A 22,870-nucleotide genomic window follows, 5' to 3' on the forward strand; every position below is an offset into this window, starting at 1 on the left:
TCATGATCGTACGGATCATGGGGGAGGGCCAGGTGGAGCTCGCGGACAGCCACCTGGCCGAACTGGACAAGCTCGACGACGATCTTCTCGCTGAGATCAACGCGGACGACGGTGACGGCTTCCGCCGGACCTTCCACGCGCTTCTCGACAAGGTGCGCGAGCTGGGCGAGCCGGTGCCCGACGACTCCCTGGAGCCGTCCGGGCTGATTCTGCCCGCCCCGGGCGCCACGATCGACGAAGTACGCGCACTGCTCAGCGACGACGGTCTGATCCCTTCTCCCTGACCCTTGACGCCGTCCGGCACACCACGCTCCAGCACTCCCGATGCCCCGTGCCCGACCGCACGGGGCATCGTGCTGCGACCGGGCCGTGCGCCACGAGAACGGGCGCCGGGGAAGACTGCCGGTGAACGGATATCACCTGTTCGGCCCCACACGTCGTACCGTTCCGGTTGTGACCTCACTCGGAACCGGCTTCGACCGCATAAGGAGCTGGCTGCGGGCCCACCCCCTCGCGTTCGACGCCGGGCTGGCCGCGGCCGTGCTGTTGTGCATGATCGTGGGCGCGTTCGCCGACCCGCGCTCCCGGCACGACGCGCTTCCCGCGTTCGGCCAGGAGGCCCCCGGGCTGCGAAGTGTGGTCCTGATGACCCTCGGGGCGGGCGCGCTTGTCTTCCGGCGTCGCAACCCCCTGCCCGTGCTCGTCTTCACCGGGGCGGTGAGCGTCGCCGAGCTGCTGGCCAACGACGCGGTCTCGCCGGCCGCGATGAGCGCCGTCGTCGCCCTCTACACCGTCGCCTCGCGCACCGACCGCCACACCACCTGGCGCGTCGGCCTCGCCACCATGGCCACGTTGACGGTCGCCGCGATGATCTCCGGACCCACCCCCTGGTACACGCAGGAGAACCTCGGCATCTTCGCCTGGACCGGGATGGCCGGCGCGGCTGGTGATGCCGTACGCAGCCGCCGTGCCTTCGTCGACGCGATACGGGAGCGCGCGGAGCGGGCGGAACGCACCCGTGAGGAGGAGGCGCGCCGCCGGGTCGCCGAGGAGCGGCTGCGGATCGCCCGCGATCTGCACGACGTCGTCGCCCACCACATCGCGCTGGTCAACGTCCAGGCGGGCGTCGCGTCGCACGTCATGGACAGACGCCCCGACCAGGCCAAGGAGGCGCTCGCGCACGTCCGTGAGGCCAGCCGCTCCGCGCTCAACGAACTGCGCGCCACGGTCGGCCTGCTCCGCCAGTCCGGCGACCCCGCCGCCCCCACCGAACCCGCCCCCGGCCTCGCGCTTCTCGACGAACTCGTCGGCACCTTCCGCCACGCGGGCCTGCCCGTCCAAGTGGCCCGCGGTGACGCGGACGCGCGCCTGCCCGCCGCCGTCGACCTCGCGGCGTACCGCATCATCCAGGAGGCGCTGACCAATGTCCGCAAGCACGCGGGCCCCGGCGCGAAGGCCGAGGTGAGTGTCGTACGGGTCGGCCCGACCGTCGAGGTCACCGTTCTCGACGACGGCACAGGGACCGGCGAGCCCGCCGACGGCAGCGGCCACGGCCTCCTGGGGATGCGCGAACGCGTCACCGCGCTGGGCGGCACCCTCACCGCGGCCCCCCGCCACGGCGGCGGCTTCCGTACGCAGGCGATACTGCCGGTCAAAGCCCGCACGGGGGAGGACACATGACGATCAGGGTGCTGCTCGCCGACGACCAGACACTGCTGCGCAGCGCGTTCCGGGTGCTGGTGGACTCGGAGCCGGACATGCAGGTCGTGGGGGAGGCCGCCGACGGGGCCGAGGCCGTGGCGCTGGCCCGTTCCGAGAAGGCCGACGTCGTCCTGATGGACATCCGGATGCCCGGTACGGACGGTCTCGCGGCCACCCGCATGATCAGCGCCGATCCGGAGCTGGACGGGGTCAGGGTGGTCATGCTGACGACCTTCGAGGTGGACGAGTACGTGGTGCAGTCGCTGCGGGCCGGTGCCGCCGGCTTCCTCGGCAAGGGGGCCGAGCCGGAGGAACTCCTCAACGCCATCCGTATCGCCGCGGCCGGTGAGGCGCTGCTGTCGCCCGTCGCGACGAAGGGGCTCATCGCCACCTTCCTGGCCCAGGGCGGCAGCGCGGGCGAGGGACCCGACGCGGCGGCGTACTCCAAGCGGCTGGCCGCCCTGACGGTGCGCGAGCGCGAAGTCCTCGTCCTCGTCGCCGGCGGGCACTCGAACGACGAGATCGCGGAGCGGCTGGTCGTCAGCCCGCTCACCGTCAAGACCCACGTCAACAGGGCCATGGCGAAATTGGGGGCACGTGATCGTGCTCAATTGGTGGTAATCGCCTACGAATCGGGCCTGGTACGTCCAAGGGTGGAGTAGGTCCCGGGGGTCAGTACTCCAGGCGCGGTATGCCACGCGTAAGGAAATGGACCTGGGGTTCGACGGAACGGCCCTGCCGGATGACAGATCGTATAGACGGGCCCCTGCGCCCTTCTGCACGCGTACACCACAGAAGAGAGACCCCATGTCCTGGCTGTCGAGATTCAGCCTCGCGCAACGGGCCCTCATAGGGCTGATATCGATCATCGCGCTCGTCTTCGGGGCGATCGCGATCCCCCAGCTCAAGCAGCAGTTGCTGCCCTCCATCGAGCTTCCGATGGTCTCGATTCTCGCCCCCTACCAGGGCGCTTCGCCCGACGTGGTCGAGAAGCAGGTCGTCGAGCCGATCGAGGCCTCACTCGAATCCGTCGACGGCATCACCGGCGTCACCTCCACGGCGAGCGAGGGCAGCGCCGTGATCATGGCCAGCTTCGACTTCGGCGGTGACGGTTCGCAGCAGTTGGTCGCCGACATCCAGCAGGCCGTGAACCGCGCGGGGCCCCAGCTTCCCGAGGACGTCGAACCGCAGGTCATCGCCGGCTCGACGGACGACATCCCCACCGTCGTCCTCGCCGCCACCTCGGACGAGGACCAGCAGGCGCTCGCCGACCGGCTTGAGCGCACGGTCGTTCCGGCGCTCGAAGACATCGACGGCGTCGGCCAGGTCTCCATCGACGGTGTCAGGGACCTCCAGGTCTCCGTCACCCCCGACGAGAAGAAGCTGGCCGCCGCGGGCCTCAACACCATGGCCCTCTCGGAGGCGTTGAAGGCGGGCGGCGCGACCGTCCCGGCCGGATCGTTCTCCGAGGACGGCAAGAGCCGCACCGTCCAGGTCGGCGCCGGATTCACCTCCCTGAAGCAGATCGAGGACCTGCGGGTCGGCGGCCCGGGTCCCGGCGCTCCCGAGGGCGGGCAGGCCGGTGAGCCGGTACGCCTGGGTGACATCGCCACCGTCGAGCAGGAGCCGTCCGAGGCGACGTCCCTGACCCGTACGAACGGTGAGCCCAGCCTCGCCGTGATGGCCACCATGGACAACGACGGCAGCGCCGTGACCATCTCGGACGCCGTCAAGGACAAGCTGCCGGACCTGCGCAAGGACCTCGGCGCCGGCGCCGACCTGACCGTGGTCAGCGACCAGGGCCCGGCCGTCTCCAAGTCGATCTCCGGCCTGACGACCGAGGGTGCGCTCGGTCTGGTCTTCGCCATTCTCGTGATCCTGGTCTTCCTGGCCTCGATCCGCTCGACCCTGGTCACGGCGGTCTCCATCCCGCTCTCGGTCGTCCTCGCGCTGATCGTGCTGTGGACCCGCGACCTGTCGCTCAACATGCTCACCCTCGGCGCGCTCACCATCGCGATCGGACGCGTCGTCGACGACTCGATCGTGGTGCTGGAGAACATCAAGCGGCACCTGGGCTACGGCGAGGAGCGCGAGTTCGCGATCACCTCGGCGGTCAAGGAGGTCGCGGGCGCGGTCACCGCGTCGACGCTCACCACGGTCGCGGTGTTCCTGCCGATCGGCCTCGTGGGCGGCATGGTGGGCGAGCTGTTCGGCTCGTTCTCGCTGACCATCACGGCGGCCCTGCTGGCGTCGCTGCTCGTCTCGCTCACCGTCGTGCCGGTGCTCTCGTACTGGTTCCTGCGCGCCCCGAAGGCCGTACGCGGGATGGACCCCGCCGAGGCCCGCCGGATCGCGGAGGAGAAGGAGTCCAACAACCGCATGCAGCGGGTGTACGTCAAGGTGCTGGGCTTCGCGACCCGGCGCCGGATCACGAGCGTCGTCCTGGCGTTCGTCGTCCTGCTCGTCACCCTGGGCATGGCACCGCTGCTCAAGACCAACTTCTTCGACCAGGGCGAGCAGGAAGTGCTCACCGTCAAGCAGGAGTTGGCTCCGGGCACCAGCCTGGAGGCGGCCGACGCGGCGGCGAAGAAGGTCGAGAAGACCCTCGACGGCATCGACGAGATCAAGGAGTACCAGGTCACCGTCGGCTCCTCCGGCTTCATGGCGGCGTTCGGCGGCGGTACGGGTGCCAACCAGGCTTCGTACCAGATCACCCTGAAGGACTCGGGGACGTACGAGGAGACCAGCGACGCCATCGACGATGCCCTCGGCAAGCTCGACGGCATCGGTGACACGAACATCACGGCCGGCGACGGCTTCGGCGCCCAGGACCTGAGCGTCGTCGTCAAGGCGTCCGACGCGAAGACCCTGGCGACGGCCGCCGAGCGGGTACGCGAGGAGGTCGCCGGCATCGACGACGTCACCGACGTCCAGAGCGACCTGGCGCAGAGCATCCCGCGTATCTCGGTCACGGCCAAGCCCGAGGCCGCCGAGGCCGGGTTCACCGACGCCTCGCTCGGCATGGCCGTCGGCCAGGCCGTGCGCGGTACACCGTCCGGCAAGGCGATCCTCGGTGACACCGAGCGCGACGTGTACGTCACGTCCGCCGAGCCGGCCAAGACGCTCGCCGAACTGAAGGCGCTGCCGCTCGGCGGTGTGAAGCTCGGTCAGATCGCCGACGTCAAGCTGGCGCCGGGCCCGCTGTCGAAGACCCGGATCGACGGCGCCACCGCCGCGACGATCACCGCCAAGCCCGAGGGTGACAACACCGGCGCGATCGGCACCACGCTCCAGTCGAAGATCGACGCGCTCGACCTGCCGGAGGGGGCGACCGCCTCCATCGGCGGTGTGTCCGAGGACCAGGACGAGGCGTTCCTCCAGCTGGGGCTCGCCATGCTGGCGGCCGTCGCGATCGTGTTCATGCTGCTGGTCGGCACGTTCAAGTCGCTGATCCAGCCGATGATCCTGCTGGTCTCCATCCCGTTCGCGGCGACCGGCGCGATCGGTCTGCTGCTCCTCACCGGTACGCCGCTGGGGGTGCCGGCGATGATCGGCATGCTGATGCTGATCGGCATCGTGGTGACCAACGCGATCGTGCTCATCGACCTGATCAACCAGTACAGGTCGCAGGGGCTCGGTGTGGTCGAGGCCGTCGTCGAGGGCGGCAGGCACCGGTTGCGGCCCATCCTGATGACCGCTCTGGCCACGATCTTCGCGCTGCTTCCGATGGCGATGGGGATCACCGGCGAGGGTGGCTTCATCGGCCAGCCGCTGGCCGTGGTGGTGATCGGCGGTCTGCTGTCGTCGACGCTGCTGACGCTGCTGCTGGTGCCGACGCTGTACACGATGGTCGAACTCCGCAAGGAGCGCCGCGCCGGCAAGAAGGCGGCGAAGCGCGCCCGGAAGTCGGACGACGGGAACACCGAGGGTGGCGGGAGCGCCGGAGGCGGCGTGCCGCCGCACTCCGACGCGCCGCCGGCCCAGCCGGTCAACGTCTGACCGGGTCCGGAGCAGTAACTGAGTAAGGGGCGCCCGCCATTGGCGGGCGCCCCTTACCGCTGTTCCCGGTGCGCGTACGGATGCGCCGTACAGGGATACGCCGCGTACCGCGCCGTACCGCTACGGCAGTGCCAGCATCCGCTCCAGCGCCAGCTGGGCGAAGTCCGCCGTCCGCTTGTCGACCTGGATCCGGTTGATCTCCTTGCCCTCGGCGAGCGATTCGAGCGTCCACACCAGATGCGGCAGGTCGATGCGGTTCATCGTCGAGCAGAAGCACACCGTCTTGTCGAGGAAGACGATCTCCTTGTCGTCGGCGGCGAACCGGTTCGCCAGCCGCCGCACCAGATTCAGCTCGGTGCCGATCGCCCACTTCGAACCGGCCGGCGCCTCCTCAAGCATCTTGATGATGTACTCCGTCGAGCCGACGTAGTCGGCGGCGGAGACCACCTCGTGCTTGCACTCCGGGTGCACCAGCACGTTGACCCCGGGGACCCGCTCGCGGACGTCGTTCACCGAGTCCAGCGAGAAACGGCCGTGCACGGAGCAGTGGCCGCGCCACAGGATCATCTTCGCGTTCCGCAGCTCCTCGGTGGTCAGACCGCCGCCCGGCTTGTGCGGGTTGTAGAGGACGCAGTCCTCCAGCGACATCCCCAGGTCCCGTACGGCGGTGTTGCGGCCGAGGTGCTGGTCGGGGAGGAAGAGGACCTTCTCGCCCTGCTCGAAGGCCCAGTTGAGGGCGCGCTCGGCGTTGGACGAGGTGCAGATGGTGCCGCCGTGCTCGCCGGTGAAGGACTTGATGTCGGCGGAGGAGTTCATGTACGAGACGGGCACGACCCGCTCGGCTATGCCGGCGTCGGTCAGCACGTCCCAGCACTCCGCGACCTGTTCGGCCGTCGCCATGTCCGCCATGGAGCAGCCCGCGGCCAGGTCGGGCAGGACGACCTTCTGGTCGTCGGCCGTCAGGATGTCCGCCGACTCGGCCATGAAGTGGACGCCGCAGAAGACGATGTACTCGGCCCCGGGGCGCGCCGCGGCGTCCTTGGCCAGCTTGAACGAGTCCCCGGTCACGTCGGCGAACTGGATGACCTCGTCACGCTGGTAGTGGTGGCCGAGGATGAAGACCTTCTCGCCGAGCTTCTCCTTCGCCGCGCGGGCGCGTTCGACCAGATCCGGGTCGGACGGCGACGGCAGGTCGCCGGGACACTCCACGCCGCGCTCGCTCCGGGTGTCGGCCTCGCGGCCGAGCAGGAGCAGTGCGAGGGGTGTCGGCTGGACATCGAGATCCTGACGAGCTTGGGCCGTGGTCACGTCACGCACCCTTTCTTCTCTGCGGAGGAGCCTTTTCGTCTAATTGACGTTATCTATCATAACCCCTTCACGTCACTTTGACGATGTCGATAACGTCGATGTGACGCATTCCCGGGAACACGGCACATGCCGCCGCGGAGCCGGGTGTGCGAGCATGAAGGAGAACGCAGAAGCTCGACAGAAGGACGGCAGACGAGGCGAGCGGCGGGGCCCGGAATGAATCCGCGGCCGCACCGGTTGTAGCTGTCGGCAATGAGTCCGTACTTCCCCTGCCTCGGCGGGGAGGCCCCACCCCGGGAGAGAAGCAGATGTCCGTATCGGACGAGACCACCACCGTGAGCGACGGCATCCTCCTGTCCGATGCCGCCGCGGGCAAGGTCAAGGCCCTGCTCGACCAGGAAGGCAGGGACGACCTCGCGCTGCGCGTCGCGGTCCAGCCCGGCGGCTGTTCCGGTCTCCGTTACCAGCTCTTCTTCGACGAGCGCTCGCTGGACGGCGACGTCCTCAAGGACTTCGGCGGCGTCAAGGTCGTGACCGACCGGATGAGCGCCCCGTATCTGGGTGGCGCCTCCATCGACTTCGTCGACACCATCGAGAAGCAGGGCTTCACGATCGACAACCCCAACGCCTCCGGATCCTGCGCCTGCGGTGACTCCTTCAGCTGATCGCTGATAGCTGATCGCAGTCTGAAAGCCTGAAGGCGGCGGCCCCCACCCGGGGCCGCCGCCTTCCGCGTGCGCCGGCGCTTCGAGAGCGCTCCCGCTACTTCCGCAGAGGCACGGCGTCGCCCGTGATCGCGTCCAGGACCTCACGGTCCCCGAGCGGCCGGTCCAGCGTCACCTTCTCGGTGAAGCGCTTGGCCATCGCGATGCAGAGGCGTCCCGGCGGCGCGGAGTCCACCACCTCCACCTCGACCGTGGATCCGCTCTCGTCCGCGCGCAGGGAGTACTCGGCGCACACGCCGCCCACGAAGCGGACGCTCAATGTGCTGCCCTCGGCGCTGTACGTCTCGATCGGCGACCTTTCCCTCGGTTCCTGCCCCTCCCGCTGTTCCTGCCCCTCCCGGGGGTCCGTGGGGGCTTCCCCGGCAGGGGGCGCCTCGCCGTCACGGCTTCCGCCGCCGTCGCCGTCGCCGCCCCGCGTCAGATACTCGGGAAGTACCGCCGTTCGGGTGACCGTCGACACCGGTCCGCCCCCGGTGTCCGCCACCTCGAACCACCACGCCGGTACGAGCGCGGGCCGCCCGTCCACCTGCTGCGCCGACAGACCGAAGACCGCCTTGTCCAGCGGCACCCGCGTGGGCTTCGCCGGCTCCCCGCCCTTGCCCCTCGGATCGCAGGGGGCGGCGGGCTCCCGCCCGTCCTTGTGCGGCACCGCCGACGCGCAGCCGCCGATCCCGCTCGTGCCCGGCGCGCCGGTCGACTCATTCAGCAGCTTCAGGGCCTCGGCCGCACCCATCACCGGATACTCGTCGCCCTTCTCGGGCGCCTTCAACTTCCCGCTGCCGGCGACGACTTGGCCGTCCGCGCCGATCTGGATGCCGGTCGACCAGCCGTACGTCGGCAGCCCGCCGATCACCGGGGCGGCGTTCACCACCCGTACGGCGCCCATCAGTTGGCCCGCGTCGAGTGCCGCGTCCTGCTGGCCGAGCGCCTTCAGCACGGGCGCGGCGGCCTTCTTCGCGGCCGCCTCGCTCACCGGGCCGGCCCCGCTCCGCGGTACGACGGGATTGTCGCCCGCGCCGCCCCCGCCGCTCGGGCACTCCTTGCCCTTGAGGCAGTTGTCGCCGCCCGGTGCGGGACCGAAGCGGCCGAACGTCCAGTTGCCGGGCGCCTGCTTGTCGACGCTGAGCAGCGGGCCCGTACCGTCCTTCTGGGCGCCGACCTTCCAGGCCGTACCGGAGAGTTCGGGCGCACCGGCCACACCCAGGGCCTCGGCGAGACGCGCCACGTCGGCCGCCGCGACGGATCCCCCGGGGCGGTGTACGGCGGCCGAGCCGGGCCCCTCGGGCAGTTTGCCGGTCGCGTGGTACTCGACTCCGTACGGGCTCGGCTCCCCGGGCGCGATACCGAGACCCGGCTCCGGGCCGGACCCCTCCGCCGATGTCGCGGTGTCCGCACCGCCGCCGAGCGCCAGCGGCGGCGGATCCATGTCGCCGCGTGCGGCCCTCCTGTCCTCACCGCCGCCGTCCGACGAGGTCGTGGCGAAGTAGGCACCCCCGCCACCGGCGAGCAGGACGGCCGCCGCCGCCACCGACGCGATCGCGAGGGGGGAACGCCGCAACCCGGGGCGGGCGCCCCCGCGTTCGCCGCTGTCCTGAGGTCGTTCGGTACTGGTCACCGTCTGCTCCTTCGGGCCGGATGGCCCCCGCCGTGGCCGGGACACCGGTGAGACGGGCGCCAGGAGAGCTCGGTTCCCCCGGGACCGTCAGTCGCCGTATTCGGACATGCCGTCGATCAGCCGGGCGGAGTCCGGCGGGACCGTGACGCCATGGATCAGCGACGGAGGGACGGGGTCGGGAGCGTCGGCGGCGGGCCGCACCCAGTCCGGCGCCATCCGCGCGCAGTCACCGCGCAGCTCGGCCAGGCTGGTGTCGGATTCACGGACGGCACGCTCGCGGGGGACGGTGTCATTCCTCATGTACGCACCGTAAGTACGGAGCGGTCGGGAGGAAAGCCGTACTATCGGGTAGTTTGCCGTTTCGAGGCTCCCGGGCCGACCCGATAGCGTGAGCTGTCCACATGTTCTCCTCCACAGGAGCAGTCAGCCGTGAGAATCGCAGTCACCGGCTCCATCGCCACCGATCACCTCATGACCTTCCCCGGTCGCTTCGCCGACCAGTTGGTCGGAGACCAGCTGCACACGGTCTCGCTTTCCTTCCTCGTCGACAACCTCGACGTACGCAGGGGCGGTGTCGGCGCCAACATCTGCTTCGGCATGGGGCAGCTCGGAACCGCGCCGATCCTGGTAGGTGCCGTCGGCCCCGACTTCGACGAGTACCGCGCCTGGCTCGACCGACACGGCGTCGACACCGCGTCCGTCCGGGTCTCCGAGGTTCTGCACACCGCGCGCTTCGTCTGTACGACGGACGCCGATCACAACCAGATCGGCTCCTTCTACACCGGCGCCATGAGCGAGGCCCGGCAGATCGAGCTGAAGTCGGTCGCCGACCGGGTCGGCGGTCTCGACCTGGTGCTGATCGGAGCCGACGACCCGGAGGCGATGCTCCGCCACACGGAGGAGTGCCGCACCAGGTCCATCCCGTTCGCCGCCGACTTCTCGCAGCAGATCGCGCGGATGGACGGCGAGGAGATCCGGCTGCTGCTCGACGGCGCGACGTACCTCTTCTCCAACGAGTACGAGAAGGGGCTCATCGAGGCCAAGACCGGCTGGACGGACGCCGAGATCCTCGCCAAGGTCGGCCACCGCGTCACCACCCTCGGCTCGCGCGGGGTCCGGATCGAGCGCGTCGGCGACGACCCGATCGAGGTCGGCTGCGCGGAGGAGACGGCCAAGGTCGACCCGACCGGCGTCGGCGACGCCTTCCGGGCCGGCTTCCTCTCCGGTCTGTCGTGGGGCGTGGGCCTGGAGCGCGCGGCGCAGGTCGGCTGCATGGTCGCGACCCTGGTCATCGAGACGCTCGGCACCCAGGAGTACACGCTGCGGCGGAACAACTTCATGGACCGCTTCACCAAGGCGTACGGCGACGAGGCGGCGGGCGAGGTCCGTACGCATCTGAAGTAGGAGCCGCCCCGGGGGCGCGCGCCATTCACCGGACTCCCGTTGTGCGGCCCGCGCCCCCGGCATGCGCCTTCGTCACTCCGAGTGCTCCATGTCACTTCGGGCGCGCCTTGGCCCGTCCAACGGCAGGTGTCACTCTTTCAGTACGTTCGGCACGCCCGAAAACAGATGAACCCCTGAATCGCAGCACGTCCGACAGGACGTAGCGGTCGGGGGTTTTCCCATGTCCCGGCGCGCGACGGACACCCGCGATACGGCCACAACGTCCTCGTCCCCCCCACATAGTTGAAGAGGTTCCGGAGTATGGCCCTGCGTACACGTCCCCCCATCAACATCGGCCTTGTCTTCGACTGGCACGCCCAGAAGAGAACACGGACGGTTGTCCATCTCGACCGGCCTTTCGACATCGCGCCGGACGCCGGCACCACCTACGGCGCCGCGCCGCTCGCCGAACTGGTCACAGAGGTGTCGAACTGGCTCTACGCGGCGGGAGTTCGCCACGGTGACCGGCTCGCCGTCGTCAAGGACAACCACTTCGACATGGTCCTGATCGCGGCCGGAGCGGCCCGTATCGGCGCGCTGCCGGTGATGATGGCGCCCGGCCAGGATCTCGACGCCATCCGGACCATGATCACCAGAGCCGGTCCCACCGTGCTGGTCGCGGGTGCGGGTGTGCTGGATCGGGCTGCCGAGGCCGGGGTCGCGCCGGCCGGTCCGGGCGTACGGCTGGTGGTGATCGGCGAGCCCCGGGAAGGGCTGCCGTCCGGTGCGGTGACGCTCGACGACCTGCGCGGGGCGGCCGACGCGCCGGTCCGGGTCCGCGGCGACCACGAGCCGATGATCGTCACGCATACGTCGGGGACCACCGGCGTACCGAAGCTGGTCATGCACTCGCCGTACACCGCGCTCGGGGCGCTGCCCTACCGGCTGGAGTCCTCGCCGATCCCGTTCCTCACCTCGGGCCGCGGCGACGTGGTGGCCAGCGCCATCTCGTTCTGTCACATGCGGGGCCTGTCCTGGACGAGGTCCCAGTTCGCGCTGGCGCCCCGGGCCATGGTGGTGATCTCCGATCCGGGCCTGGAATCGACCGCCAGGGTGCTGGCGAAGCACCGGCCCACCTCGCTCGAAGCGCTGCCCAACATCTTTCAGCGGTGGGAGGAGCTGGCGGACGAACAGCCCGAGCTCTTCTTCCAGGTCCGCCGGTTCATCAGCACCTTCGACGCCGTGCATCCGCGTACGGTACGCACGTTCCTCGCCCTCTCGCGTGCCCGCTTCCCGGTGTGGGCCTGGGGGCTCGGCCAGTCCGAGATCGCCGGCATCTCGGCGAACCTCTTCACCCGCGCGACCGTGCGCAGGGCGCGTACCACCCGCGACGGCGTCACCAACGTGGGCTGGCCCACCCTGGTGCGGGTCAAGGTCGTCGACCAGTACACCGGTCGCCGGCTGCCGAGGGGCGAGCCGGGGCTTCTGATGGTCAACACCCGGACCCGCTGCCTGGATTACCTCGGCGAGAGCGACCGGCACCGGATGAAGACCGAGGGCGACTGGTGGAACACCGGGGACCTCGGCGAACGCACCCGGTTCGGCCGGGTCCGCCTGGTCGACCGCGAGGTCGACATGATCCCCGGCATGAGCTGCATCGAGGCGGAGAGCACCCTGCTCGACCGGCTGGAGCGGGCCCAGGAGGTGGTCGTGCTCAGCGTGCCCGACGGGCTGCCCGTGCCCGTCCTGTGCATGCGCGACGACCGTTTGGAGCCCGAGGAGTGGAAGCGGGCGACAGAGGGGCTGCCGGACTTCGGCGAACCGCGGCTCGTCCCCTGGGAGGACGTGCCGCGTACGGCCACCTGGAAGGTCCGCCGCGCTCTGCTGCGCGAACAACTGCTGGATGAGAAGTGCGGCCGGGGGACCGGCAGATGGACCTGACCGGCGACGGCGACCGGTCGACACGCACCGACCCCCTTACGAGACAAGGAGACCGACAGTGTGGCCATCCCCTTTGTTCGGCGACGAGGGACGGATCCGGCTGGAGGAGGCGCGCGACCTCCCCGACTGGTACTACGTGGGGCTCGTGCTCGTCGTCGGAGCCTTCTGGCTCGCGGCGTACATGTTCGCGATCCAGCGCGCCCGGCTCGACCGCCGGGTGGGCATCCCGGCGGTGGCGGTCGCCTTCAACATCGCCTGGGAGTTCAACGACACTTTCATCGTCCCGCACGCCGGCTGGCAGCGGCCGTTCAACTTCGCCTGGTTCCTGCTCGACATCTACATCGTCACGCAGGTGCTGAAGTTCGGCCTGAAGGACTACCCGTCCTTCACCGCCAAGGAGTTCAAACGCTTCTTCGGCGGCGCCTTCCTCTTCGCGGTGTTCTTCATCCCCGCCGCGGAACTGGAGATCAACGACTTCTACGGCGCCTACGCGGGCCTCGGCGTCAACTGTGTGATGAGCTTGGCCTTCATCTCCATGCTGCGGCGCCGCGGATCGTCGGCCGGCCAGTCGATGTACATCGCGGGCTGCAAGGGCATCGGCTCGGCCCTCGGCGTACTGATGTCCGTCTCGCTCTACCCGGAGAGCATGATGATCCCGGTGCTCGGCGCGACGGTGATCGTCCTGGACATCGCCTACGCGCGGATGCTGTACCGCCGGATCAAACTGGAAGGCCACTCGCCCGCCGCGCTCAAGAGGCCCGCCATAACTCCCGCGGAGGAGCCGGCCAAGGTCTGACGCCTCGACCGGCGGATCTTCGCGGGACACGTCCTACGCGAGGGTGAGGTTCTCGGGATCCACGACACCGTAGATCCCGCTCACCCGGTCGCCCGCCGGTGTCAGTTCGAGCACGACGACGGTGTGCAGCCGGTCGCCGGCGAACAGCAGCACCGCCGGTTCCCGGTGCACATTCACATAGCGGACCGTCAGACCGGCGGGCAGCCTCGGGGCCTTGGCCCGTACGAGACGTACGACCCGGTCACGGCCCTCCACGACGCGCTGCGCGACGTGCAGCGTGCCGGCGCCGTCCGTCCACATCGCCACGTCCGGGGCGAGGACCTCCATCAGTGCGGCGAGGTCCCCGCCGAGCGCCGCCGACATGAAGCGTTCGGTGACGGCCCGGCGCAGCTCAGGTCCCGGCGCCCCCCGGGCCCTGCGTAAGCGCACCTGGGTCCGGGCCCGGCGGGCGGTCTGGCGGACGGCCGCCGGGCTGCGTCCGAGCAGGGTGGCGATCTCGTCGTGGTCGTAACCGAACACCTCGCGCAGCACGAACACGGCGCGCTCCAGCGGCGTCAGCGTCTGAAGCACCACCGTGAGCGCCAGGGACACCGACTCCTCACGGAGCGCGCCGTCCTCGGCGCCGGCCGTGCTGAGGAGCGGCTGCGGCAGCCGGGCGCCCAGGTCGCCCACATGGTCGCGGCGTGCGTGCCGCAGCCGCGCGAGCGCCTGGTTCACCGCGATACGGACCAGATAGGCGCGGGAGTTGGCGATGTGGGAGCGCCGAGCCGAGGCCCAGGAGAGCCAGGTCTCCTGGAGGACGTCCTCGGTGTCGGTGACGGTGCCGAGCAGATTGTGGACCAGCGAGAAGAGCAGCTCGCGGTGGGCGGCGTACACCTCGGTCGCGGCGTCGAGCGTGTCGGGGCCGCAGGAATGTCCGAGACCGGGGCACTCTTCGGGAACGGGGCACTGTCCCGGATCGGTGGTGACCGCGCGACCGATCGTGGGGGAGTCCGGGCGGGCGTCCTGCACAGGCGGTGCCTCCTGTCCGGGCGAGATCGATGTGACGCCGGACACATTATGGCCCGTCACGTCACAAGCGGGGGCCCTCGCTTCTCGTATGCCTGGCGCATGCCGACATCCGTCGATATTACGAGGAATGAGAAGCGACAATGCTGGAAACCCTTGCGGGGCTCGCCCTGCGCAGGCGCAGGGCGGTGGTCGTCGTCGCCCTGCTGCTCGCCGTGCTGGGAGGCGCGGCGGGCTCGACACTGTTCACCAAACTCACCGCCGGAGGGTTCGACGACCCGCAGTCGGAATCCGGACGTGCGGCCTCCACGCTCACGTCGGACTTCGGCCACGCGCAGTCGAATCTGACGCTGCTCGTCACCGCGCCGGACGGCGTGGACAAACCGGCGGCCACCGCCGCCGGCGTCTCGCTCGGCAAGAAGCTGGCGGCCGAACCGCAGATCGCCGACGTCATCAGCTACTGGGGCGCCCGCGCTCCCCAACTGCGCGGTGCCGACGGCGACAAGGCCCTGATCCTGGCCACCATCACCGGCGACGAGACAGAGGTGGAGAAGCGGGTCAAGGAGCTGCTGCCCCGCTACCAGGGCACGCACGACGGTCTCGCCGTCAAGGTCGGCGGCTACGCCCCGCTCCAGCACGAGATCATCGACCAGGGCCAGAAAGACGCCACCAAGGGGGAGATGATCGCCTTCCCGGTGACGCTCGTCCTGCTGGTGTTCGTCTTCGGCAGCCTCGTCGCCGCCGCGCTACCGCTGCTGATCGCGCTGGTCACGGTGCTTCTCTGCATGGGCTTCATGTGGGTGCTCGCCAGTCTGACCACGCTGTCCTCGCTCTCGGTCAGCGTGATCACCCTGCTGGGCCTCGGCCTGGCCATCGACTACAGCCTGCTGATCGTCAACCGCTACCGCGAGCAGCTGCGCGCGGGGCACGACGAACGTGAAGCCGTCCACGGCACCCTGCTCTCCGCGGGCCGTACGGTCGTCTTCTCCGCGATCACGGTGGCCGTGGCCCTCGCGGGCCTGGCCTGGTTCCCGCTGCCCGCCGTGCGATCCATGGCGTACGCGGGAGTGGCGACGGCCCTGCTGGCCGCCCTCGCCTCGGTCACCCTGCTGCCGGCGGTGCTGGTGGCACTCGGCCCCCGGATCGAGAAGGGACGGGTGTTCCGACGCCGCGAGCAGCCCCCGACGACGGAGCTGGAGAGCGGCTTCTGGCACCGTCTCGCGACCTTCGTGATGCGCAGGCCGCTGCCGATCGCGACCCTCGTGACGGCCTTCCTGCTGCTGCTCGGCGCACCGTTCCTGGGCATCAAGCTGGGAATGCCGGACGAACGCACGCTGCCCGAGTCGTCCATGGCCCGGCAGGTCGTCACGGAGATCCGCGCCGACTTCGACACCAGCGAACAGAGCGCGCTCCAGGTCGTCGTCCCCGACGCCCCGGGAGGCGGCGAGATCGCCTCGTACGCCACCGCGCTCTCCCGTCTGGACGACGTGGCGCGGGTGGACACCTCCACCGGCAGCTACGCGAACGGGACCCAGGCCGGGCCGGCCGCCGAGGCGCACCAGCGGTTCCGCGGCGACGGTTCGGTCTTCCTCTCGGTCACGCCCACGTCGGCGGACGCGGATCTGACGGCGGGGCTGGTGCGGGAGATCCGCGACGCGCCCGCGCCGTCCGGGACCCTCGTCGGCGGCACGGCCGCCGTCAACGAGGACGCGACCAGCTCGATGATCCACTGGCTGCCGTACGCACTGGTGTCGGTGGTGCTCGCGATGCTGGTGCTGCTGTTCCTGGTGACCGGCAGTGTGCTGGTGCCGTTCATCGCCGTACTGCTCAGCGGGCTCAGCCTCACCGCGACCTTCGGCGCACTGGTCTGGATCTTCCAGGACGGTCATCTCTCGGGCCTGCTCGGGGGATTCACCGTCACGGGGGACATCGCCGCGACCGTGCCGGTGATGCTCTTCGCGCTGTCGTTCGGTCTGGCGATGGACTACCAGATCTTCCTGCTCGCCCGGATCCGCGAGGAGTACGAGATCACCGGCGACGGGAACGCGGCGGTCGCCCGCGGCCTGGAGCGCATCGGACGGATCGTCACCGCCGCGGCGGTACTGATCTCGGTCGTGTTCCTGGCCTTCGCCGTCTCCGACATCACCCTGTCCAAGGCGTACGGCATCGGCCTGCCGCTCGCCGTCCTGATGGACGCGACCCTGATCCGCGGGCTGCTGCTGCCCGCCCTGATGCGGCTCGGCGGGCGCGCCACCTGGTGGGCGCCCGCCCCGTTGCGGCGCCTGCACGCCAGATTCGGCCTGAAGGAGTCGGACGGCGGACCCCACACCGTCCACGCGATGGCCGAGCCGGCACCGGCGGCACACCGGTAGTGCCGTGAGTTGTCCGTAGCAACCCGAACCGACCGGTCGCCCGAAGGGGCCGGCCCCGGCGCCCTGTGCGCCGGAGCCGGCCCCTTCGGCGTGCCGGAGACCAGCAACGGAAGAGGTAGGGCAGTGACACTGGTGAACGGAAAACAACGACGGCTGCGTCGGCTCGTCGGCGAGGACGGCAGAACGCTGCTCGTCGCACTCGACCACTCGGTGACCACGGGTGTCGCCGGCGGGCTCGCCAACATGGGCGCCGTCATGCGCTCGGTGGTCAGCGGCGGCGCCGACGGCATCGTCTCGCACCGGGGATCGGCCGCCAGGGAGATGCCCGTACAACGGGACACCGCGATGATCGTGCACCTGTCGGGCAACACCGCTCTCAGCGCGCAGTCCGAACTCAAGGCCACCGTCTGCGAACCGGAGACCGCCGCCGCGCTGGGCGCCGACGCCGTCTCCGCGCACATCACCCTCGGCTGCGGCCACCGGGAGGACCGCGACGCGCTCGTGGGGCTCGGTGCCATCGCCCGCTCCTGCGACCGGCTCGGCATGCCGCTGCTGGTGATGACATACATCAGGACCGAGGCGGCGGACATCGGTCCCCAGGTGCTGCACGCCTCACGGATAGCGGCGGAGCTGGGCGCCGACATCGTCAAGGCGGCGCACCCCGGCGAGCAGTACCTCACCGATCTGGCCAGCCAGGTGCCGGTGCCCGTCGTGATCGCCGGCGGGGCCGCGGACGGGACCTGGGAGGACTTCCTCAGCTCCGCCAAGAACGCGATCGGCGCGGGCATCGGCGGTCTCTGCGTCGGCCGGCGGGTGTTCGGCAGCGCGGACCCGGCGGCGGCCACCGCCGAACTGCGCGGCATCGTGCACGGCTCCGGCTGAGCCCGGCCGTACCCCCACCTCCCGGACTCCCACCTCTCAGAAACGGATGGCACGTGGACACGGAACAGGAACTCTGGGCTGACGTCACCGGACTCGGCCCCGACGAGACGGCTGCGGCCCTCGCCCATGCGCGGTCCTCCGCCGCCACGACGGTCCTGCTGCGCCCCGACCAACTGGAGGGCTGGGAGCCGCTGGAGCGGATCACCCTGGCCGCCCTGGTGGACACCGGGAGTGCCGCCGCCGCCCTCGCCGACCAGCGCGTGAGCATCCTGCTGGTGCGGGGACCGGCCGAGCTCGACGCCGTACGGGCCCTCGCCGGGGGCCGCCCGGTCGGCGTCCGCTGCGAGATCGTCGACGGCGACAGCATGAACGCGGCGGCCGGCCTCTGCGGCAGGGTCGACGTGCTGGTGGCCGCCTTCGTCGACGAGACCAACATCCCGCTGGAGCTGCTCCTGGCCCGCGCGCAGGACGGCACGACCCGGGTGCTCAAGGAACTCCTCAGCTCCGCCGAGACTGCCAGTGTCGCCGGTGTGCTGGAGAGCGGACCCGCCGGTCTGGTGGTCCGCGGCGACCAGCTCGCCGACATCGACCGGGTGGGCGAGGCGCTGCGGCTGCGCCGACAGGTCCGCGAGGACCTCGTGCCCCTGGAGGTCGTCCGCGCGGAACCGATCGGCATGGGCTACCGGGGCTGCGTCGACACGGCCACGCTGTTCGGCGAGGACGAGGGCATGATCGTCGGTTCGACGTCGTCCGGCGGCATCCTGGTCTGCGCGGAGGTGCACTACCTGCCGTACATGAACCTCCGCCCCTTCCGGGTGAACGCGGGCGCCGTGCACAGCTACGTCTTCGGCTCGGAGACCACCGCCTACATCACCGACCTCGCCGCCGGGGAGCGCACGCACGCCGTCTCGGCGGACGGCACGTTCCGTGAGGTGGTGGTCGGCCGGGTCAAGGTCGAGCTCCGTCCGCTGCGGCTCGTCGAGGCCGTCCACGGGGACGTCAAGGTCAACGTCTTCCTCCAGGACGACTGGCACGTGCGCGTGATGGGCGCCGACGGCAAGCCGCTCAACCTCACGGAGGTGGTGCCCGGCACCAAGCTCCTGGGCCATGTCACCGAACCCGGCAGGCACGTCGGAATCAAGGTGGCTGAGCAGATCAGCGAATTCTGACTGCCGTCGGCGCTTCTGACGGACCACCGCGACACGGGGAGATTGAGGTGACAGAGAACGGAGCGCCGGCATCCCGCACCGAGATATGTGTGGTCGGTGCGGGACCGCGGGGGATCAGCGTGACCGAGCGCCTCCTCGCCAACGCCCGACAGCGCGGCCCGTCGGCCGGACCACTCGTCGTCCATCTCGTCGACCCGATGCTCGGAGCGGGCGGACGGGTATGGAGCGTCGATCAGCCGGACGTGCTGCTGATGAACACGATCGCCTCGCAGGTCACGATGTTCACCGACGAGACCGTCACCTGCGAGGGACCGGTGGTCCGCGGTCCCAGCCTCTACGAGTGGGCACATTCGCCCCTTACGGCGGAGCCGCCCGACGGGTTCCCGCCCACGGTGCTCGCCGAGGCGGCCGGACTCGGACCCGACGACTACCCGACCCGTGTCTTCTACGGGCACTACCTCAACTGGGTGCTGCGTGAGCTGTGCGCGACGGCTCCCGCGGGCAGCGCGGTGCGCCGCCACCGCACCCGTGCGCTGCGCCTGGACGACGCCGCCGACGGCAGCCAGAGCGTCACCCTGGAGAACGGCACGCGGCTGGCGGGGCTCTCCGCCGTCGTACTGGCCCAGGGGCACATCGACATGCCCGCCGGCGAACAGGAGCGCGCGCTCGGCGCGTTCGCCGACGCGCACGGCCTGCGCTACGAGCCGCCGGCCAACCCGGCCGACCAGGACCTGACCGGCGTGCGGCCGGGCGAACCGGTGGCCCTGCGGGGCCTCGGTCTCACCTTCTTCGACCATCTGACCCTGCTCACCTCCGCGCGCGGCGGGGTCTTCGAGAAGGGCGACGGCGGACAGCTCGTCTACCGCCCGTCCGGCCGGGAGCCACGCCTGTACGCGGGGTCGCGTCGCGGCCTCCCGTATCACGCACGGGGCGACAACGAGAAAGGGGCGTACGGGCGTTACGAGCCGAAGCTGCTCACCCCCGAGGTGATCGGGGGGTTTCGCGCGCGCAGCCGGCGGGGCAGTCCGCCTGCCTTCCTGGCCGAGGTGTGGCCGCTGATCGCCCGGGAGGTGCGGGGCGTCTACTACGAGACGCTGCTGGCCCGGCGGGGGGACGCCCGAGCCGTGGAGTTCTCGCGCCGCTATCCGGCCGTTCCCGACACCGGGGAGGAGGCGCTGCTCGACGCGTACGGCATCGCCCCCGCCGAGCGCTGGAGCTGGGACGCCGTCGCCAGGCCGGCGGCCGGGCTGCGGTTCTCCGGTCCCGGCGAATTCCAGGACTGGGTGCTCGGCCGGCTGCACCACGATCTGGAGGAGGCGCGGACGGGCAATCTGTCCAGCCCGCTCAAGGCGGCGCTCGATGTGCTGAGGGATCTGCGCAACGAGATCAGGCTCGTCGTCGACCACGCCGGGATCACCGGGGACTCCTACCGCGAGGAACTCCAGGGGTGGTACACACCGCTCAACGCGTATCTGTCGATCGGCCCGCCCGCCCTGCGGACCGAGGAGATGATCGCGCTCATCGAGGCGGGAGTGCTGACCCTGCTCGGCCCGGGGGCCTATGCGCGGCCGGCTCCCTCGGGTGACGGCTTCCTCGTCGGCTCCCCGGCGGTGACCGCCTCCGAGGCGCGGGTGACCACCCTCATCGAGTCCCGGCTTCCCGAGGTCGACATCCGGCGGACCAGCGACCCGCTGGTGCGCCACCTGCTCGCGAGCGGTGCCTGCCGGCCGTACGAACTGCGCGAGACGACGGGCACCGCCTACCGGACAGGAGGACTCGCCGTGACCGAACGTCCCTACCATCTGATCGACGCCGCCGGCCGGGCCCACCCCCGGAGGTTCGCCTTCGGGGTGCCTACCGAGACCGTCCACTGGGTCACGGCGGCCGGCATCCGACCGGGCGCGGACTCCGTGATCCTCGGCGACGCGGACGCCATCGCCAGGAAGGCGCTGGCGCTGTCCGCCGGGCCGGGGCACCCCTCCCCGAGCGGGTGACCCGGCCCGGGGTCGGTCAGCGGCCCGACCCCCTCGCGATCTCGGTCAGTTCGCCGATGTCGAACTCGGCGCGGCCGGGAGTTCCGTAGCGCGTGAGCTTCCCCCTGCGTACCCACTGTCTGATCGTCGCCTCCGGAACACCCACGGCGAGTGCGGCCACTTTCGTCGGTACGCGTCGGTGGCGCGGTGGTCTGGTCATGCGGTGCCGGCCTCACCCTTCTGTTCGATACGACTCTGGAGAAGGAACCATTCATGGGTCTTCCAGGAATGTCCCGCCGGGCAGCTGATACCGCGTGAACCGGAAATTCGCTGACCCGGTTCGGCGGCGCTCAGGATTTCCGAGCAGCCGGGTTCCACACAGAGTCCGAGTGTGACGAGCCGGGCGTCCGGTGCGGGATCCAGGGTCCGGCGTGCCTCCGCCACGAGATTCTCCGTCTCGTCGGCGAAGAGCACGGCTGCCAAGTGGCCGGCGAGCCAGGTCAGATGATGGATGAGAAAGTCCGTCAGAGACCGTACGGAAGGTCCGGGGGCCGACACTCCTTTCTCCTCGATCACGGTGCTCGCCCATGAGGTGAGTACACCGGAGATATTGGTGCGGGTCTCGATGGCCGAATCGTTGAGAGGAGCCACGTCCCGGGTTCCCGTCACTCGCTGCCGGGTGGGGTTCCTGGGGGCGCCGAAGACGTGGTCCACGCACTCGTCGTACAAGGCGGGAAGCGCGGTGAGATTCTGCTCTGTCTGTCGTAGACAGGAGCCGCACAGGCGGAGCCCGGGTACGGGCTCCATTTCTAAGAGGTGGTCTCGACGGCAGACTGGTCCGGGCATTCTTCTCCCCCTGGGCATGAACGGAATTCGCCGAAGTGGGTCTGGTCTCACGGGCTTCGGGGTTTCACCGGCTTTACGGCTACCGGTGAAGGGCGAAGAACGTCGGTACGGCTATGCCGACGAACCCGAGGTTGTACGCGATGAGCCCGAGCTTCCTGGCCCGCAGCCACCGGCGCATGACGGGGCCCTGATAGAGCTGCGCCGCGTGCAGGACGGTGGCGGGAAGCGCTGTGAGGAGCAGCCACGACGGCCAGCCGTCGGTGAACGCCAGCGCGGTGAGAAGCCCCGCCGATAGCAGGAAGAACGCGGTCATGGCGGCGTTCTGGACGGCTCTTCCCGTGGTCACGGCCAGGGTCCGCCGGCCGGCCATCCGGTCGCCCGCCACGTCGTTGACGTTGGAGTAGCTGCTGACCATGACCAGCCAGACGCCGAGCAGGAGGGCCTGGGCGACGGCCGGCCAGGTCCATTCACGGTTCACCGCGAGAAAGGGTGCGAGCAGTCCCGCCGCGGTGGAGAGACAGAGCAGCGTCTCGCCGCCGCCCCGCCGGTAACTCACCTTCAGGCCCACCGAGTACTGGACGCTGAAGACGAATCCCAGCAGATAGAGCACATAGGCACTGAAGGGAGAGTCCCAGCCGAGCACCCAGAACGCGGCCGTCCCGGCCAGTACGGCCACGACGCCCGATCCGGCGGCGAAGACAAGAGCCTGCCTCTCGGTGACGGTGCCGGTCAGCAGAGGCTTCGCGCGAATGTCGCGCAGCTGTTCGTCCGACCGGTAGTTCAACAGGTCGCTGCCGTTCCGGAATCCCGCGATGTCGTCACTGGCGCAGGCGCACGCGACGATGGCGACCGAGCCGAGCAGGAAAAGGAACATGGCGGTCGTGGCGCCCGGTCGGCCCAGTGCATCCGGGCTCAGCAGCAGCCACGCGAGAACAAGGCCGAAGTAATGCTGGAATACGCGGATTTTCGAAAGTCGAAGTAATCCGCGAATGACGGTTCTGCTGGATACTCCTGAGGCTGCCTCAGATATTTTGGCAGGCTTGGTTTCCATGCTGGACCCCCGGTTTCGAACTGGCCCGTAGATTCAACTCGGGACAATAAGAAAACGATCGTCCCACGGTCACAATGAGCCTGTCAACGGGACCCCAGGTG

The 22,870-nt window shown here is 70.0% G+C and carries 19 protein-coding genes; 12 read left to right on the forward strand and 7 right to left on the reverse strand.

What is annotated here, in order from left to right:
- Nucleotides 1-2: 2 nt before the first annotated feature.
- The 4 genes from ACIBBB_RS11530 (at nucleotide 3) to ACIBBB_RS11545 (ending at nucleotide 5,700) form a co-directional block, all read left to right on the forward strand.
- Nucleotides 3-284: a hypothetical protein gene (locus ACIBBB_RS11530; protein WP_398980827.1), complete on the forward strand. Its 282-nt coding sequence runs from the start codon at nucleotides 3-5 to the stop codon at nucleotides 282-284.
- Nucleotides 285-453: 169 nt separating this feature from the next.
- Nucleotides 454-1,680: a sensor histidine kinase gene (locus ACIBBB_RS11535; RefSeq protein ID WP_398980828.1), complete on the forward strand. Its 1,227-nt coding sequence runs from the start codon at nucleotides 454-456 to the stop codon at nucleotides 1,678-1,680.
- A complete protein-coding gene (locus ACIBBB_RS11540) occupies nucleotides 1,677-2,363 on the forward strand; it encodes a response regulator (protein ID WP_398980829.1) in 687 nt (228 codons plus the stop codon). Before ACIBBB_RS11535 ends, ACIBBB_RS11540 begins: the two co-directional genes overlap by 4 nt.
- Nucleotides 2,364-2,508: 145 nt before the next feature.
- Entirely contained in the window at nucleotides 2,509-5,700 is a 3,192-nt protein-coding gene (locus ACIBBB_RS11545; RefSeq protein ID WP_398980830.1) for an efflux RND transporter permease subunit, read from the forward strand.
- Between the two features lie 120 nt (nucleotides 5,701-5,820).
- On the opposite strand, the gene nadA is transcribed toward ACIBBB_RS11545, so the two are convergent.
- Nucleotides 5,821-7,008 (reverse strand): quinolinate synthase NadA, encoded by a 1,188-nt coding sequence (gene nadA, locus ACIBBB_RS11550; protein ID WP_398980831.1) that lies wholly within the window; start codon nucleotides 7,006-7,008, stop codon nucleotides 5,821-5,823.
- A 308-nt stretch (nucleotides 7,009-7,316) separates the two neighbouring features.
- Between nadA and ACIBBB_RS11555 the strand changes: the two genes are divergently transcribed.
- Nucleotides 7,317-7,673, forward strand: a complete 357-nt coding sequence (locus tag ACIBBB_RS11555) for a HesB/IscA family protein (RefSeq protein ID WP_398980832.1) — start codon at nucleotides 7,317-7,319, stop codon at nucleotides 7,671-7,673.
- A 97-nt stretch (nucleotides 7,674-7,770) separates the two neighbouring features.
- Here the strand turns inward: ACIBBB_RS11555 and ACIBBB_RS11560 are convergent, their stop codons facing one another.
- Both ACIBBB_RS11560 and ACIBBB_RS11565 read right to left on the reverse strand, forming a co-directional pair.
- On the reverse strand, nucleotides 7,771-9,348 hold the full coding sequence (locus tag ACIBBB_RS11560) for a hypothetical protein (protein ID WP_398980833.1): 1,578 nt from the start codon (nucleotides 9,346-9,348) through the stop codon (nucleotides 7,771-7,773).
- A gap of 87 nt (nucleotides 9,349-9,435) precedes the next feature.
- Complete coding sequence (locus tag ACIBBB_RS11565; protein WP_398980834.1) at nucleotides 9,436-9,648, reverse strand: hypothetical protein; 213 nt, start codon at nucleotides 9,646-9,648, stop codon at nucleotides 9,436-9,438.
- Nucleotides 9,649-9,777: 129 nt separating this feature from the next.
- Here ACIBBB_RS11565 and ACIBBB_RS11570 point away from each other — a divergent pair, with 129 nt between their 5' ends.
- From ACIBBB_RS11570 to ACIBBB_RS11580, 3 genes are all read left to right on the forward strand, one after another.
- Complete coding sequence (locus ACIBBB_RS11570; RefSeq protein ID WP_398980835.1) at nucleotides 9,778-10,752, forward strand: carbohydrate kinase family protein; 975 nt, start codon at nucleotides 9,778-9,780, stop codon at nucleotides 10,750-10,752.
- Between the two features lie 300 nt (nucleotides 10,753-11,052).
- Nucleotides 11,053-12,672 carry an AMP-binding protein gene (locus tag ACIBBB_RS11575; protein WP_398980836.1) on the forward strand — a complete coding sequence of 540 codons (1,620 nt, stop codon included), beginning with the start codon at nucleotides 11,053-11,055 and terminating at the stop codon, nucleotides 12,670-12,672.
- Between the two features lie 58 nt (nucleotides 12,673-12,730).
- A complete protein-coding gene (locus ACIBBB_RS11580) occupies nucleotides 12,731-13,468 on the forward strand; it encodes a hypothetical protein (protein ID WP_398980837.1) in 738 nt (245 codons plus the stop codon).
- Between the two features lie 33 nt (nucleotides 13,469-13,501).
- Here the strand turns inward: ACIBBB_RS11580 and ACIBBB_RS11585 are convergent, their stop codons facing one another.
- Nucleotides 13,502-14,479: a sigma-70 family RNA polymerase sigma factor gene (locus tag ACIBBB_RS11585; RefSeq protein WP_398980838.1), complete on the reverse strand. Its 978-nt coding sequence runs from the start codon at nucleotides 14,477-14,479 to the stop codon at nucleotides 13,502-13,504.
- 140 nt (nucleotides 14,480-14,619) lie between these two features.
- Here ACIBBB_RS11585 and ACIBBB_RS11590 point away from each other — a divergent pair, with 140 nt between their 5' ends.
- The 4 genes from ACIBBB_RS11590 to ACIBBB_RS11605 all read left to right on the forward strand — a co-directional run bounded on the left by ACIBBB_RS11590 (nucleotide 14,620) and on the right by ACIBBB_RS11605 (nucleotide 20,893).
- On the forward strand, nucleotides 14,620-16,848 hold the full coding sequence (locus ACIBBB_RS11590; protein ID WP_398980839.1) for an MMPL family transporter: 2,229 nt from the start codon (nucleotides 14,620-14,622) through the stop codon (nucleotides 16,846-16,848).
- A 123-nt stretch (nucleotides 16,849-16,971) separates the two neighbouring features.
- Nucleotides 16,972-17,730: a class I fructose-bisphosphate aldolase gene (locus tag ACIBBB_RS11595; protein WP_398980840.1), complete on the forward strand. Its 759-nt coding sequence runs from the start codon at nucleotides 16,972-16,974 to the stop codon at nucleotides 17,728-17,730.
- 53 nt (nucleotides 17,731-17,783) lie between these two features.
- Nucleotides 17,784-18,899 carry a 3-dehydroquinate synthase II gene (locus ACIBBB_RS11600; protein ID WP_398980841.1) on the forward strand — a complete coding sequence of 372 codons (1,116 nt, stop codon included), beginning with the start codon at nucleotides 17,784-17,786 and terminating at the stop codon, nucleotides 18,897-18,899.
- Between the two features lie 119 nt (nucleotides 18,900-19,018).
- Entirely contained in the window at nucleotides 19,019-20,893 is a 1,875-nt protein-coding gene (locus ACIBBB_RS11605; protein ID WP_398980842.1) for an FAD/NAD(P)-binding protein, read from the forward strand.
- Nucleotides 20,894-20,909: 16 nt separating this feature from the next.
- On the opposite strand, the gene ACIBBB_RS11610 is transcribed toward ACIBBB_RS11605, so the two are convergent.
- From ACIBBB_RS11610 to ACIBBB_RS11620, 3 genes are all read right to left on the reverse strand, one after another.
- A complete protein-coding gene (locus ACIBBB_RS11610; RefSeq protein ID WP_398980843.1) occupies nucleotides 20,910-21,092 on the reverse strand; it encodes a hypothetical protein in 183 nt (60 codons plus the stop codon).
- Nucleotides 21,089-21,523 carry a hypothetical protein gene (locus ACIBBB_RS11615; RefSeq protein WP_398980844.1) on the reverse strand — a complete coding sequence of 145 codons (435 nt, stop codon included), beginning with the start codon at nucleotides 21,521-21,523 and terminating at the stop codon, nucleotides 21,089-21,091. The genes ACIBBB_RS11610 and ACIBBB_RS11615 overlap by 4 nt, the downstream gene beginning before the upstream one ends.
- A gap of 274 nt (nucleotides 21,524-21,797) precedes the next feature.
- Nucleotides 21,798-22,769, reverse strand: a complete 972-nt coding sequence (locus ACIBBB_RS11620; protein ID WP_398980845.1) for a UbiA family prenyltransferase — start codon at nucleotides 22,767-22,769, stop codon at nucleotides 21,798-21,800.
- Nucleotides 22,770-22,870 lie beyond the last annotated feature (101 nt).

This window comes from Streptomyces sp. NPDC051217 (genome assembly GCF_044455465.1).
GTDB lineage: Bacteria > Actinomycetota > Actinomycetes > Streptomycetales > Streptomycetaceae > Streptomyces.

What these genes read in the sequence shown, in the direction of transcription:
- ACIBBB_RS11530 (WP_398980827.1), top strand. Translation starts at nt 3, where the DNA reads ATGATCGTACGGATCATGGGGGAGGGCCAGGTGGAGCTCGCGGACAGC.
- ACIBBB_RS11540 (WP_398980829.1), top strand. Translation starts at nt 1,677, where the DNA reads ATGACGATCAGGGTGCTGCTCGCCGACGACCAGACACTGCTGCGCAGC.
- ACIBBB_RS11545 (WP_398980830.1), top strand. Translation starts at nt 2,509, where the DNA reads ATGTCCTGGCTGTCGAGATTCAGCCTCGCGCAACGGGCCCTCATAGGG.
- ACIBBB_RS11555 (WP_398980832.1), top strand. Translation starts at nt 7,317, where the DNA reads ATGTCCGTATCGGACGAGACCACCACCGTGAGCGACGGCATCCTCCTG.
- ACIBBB_RS11565 (WP_398980834.1), bottom strand. Translation starts at nt 9,648, where the DNA reads ATGAGGAATGACACCGTCCCCCGCGAGCGTGCCGTCCGTGAATCCGAC.
- ACIBBB_RS11575 (WP_398980836.1), top strand. Translation starts at nt 11,053, where the DNA reads ATGGCCCTGCGTACACGTCCCCCCATCAACATCGGCCTTGTCTTCGAC.
- ACIBBB_RS11590 (WP_398980839.1), top strand. Translation starts at nt 14,620, where the DNA reads ATGCTGGAAACCCTTGCGGGGCTCGCCCTGCGCAGGCGCAGGGCGGTG.
- ACIBBB_RS11610 (WP_398980843.1), bottom strand. Translation starts at nt 21,092, where the DNA reads ATGACCAGACCACCGCGCCACCGACGCGTACCGACGAAAGTGGCCGCA.
- ACIBBB_RS11620 (WP_398980845.1), bottom strand. Translation starts at nt 22,769, where the DNA reads ATGGAAACCAAGCCTGCCAAAATATCTGAGGCAGCCTCAGGAGTATCC.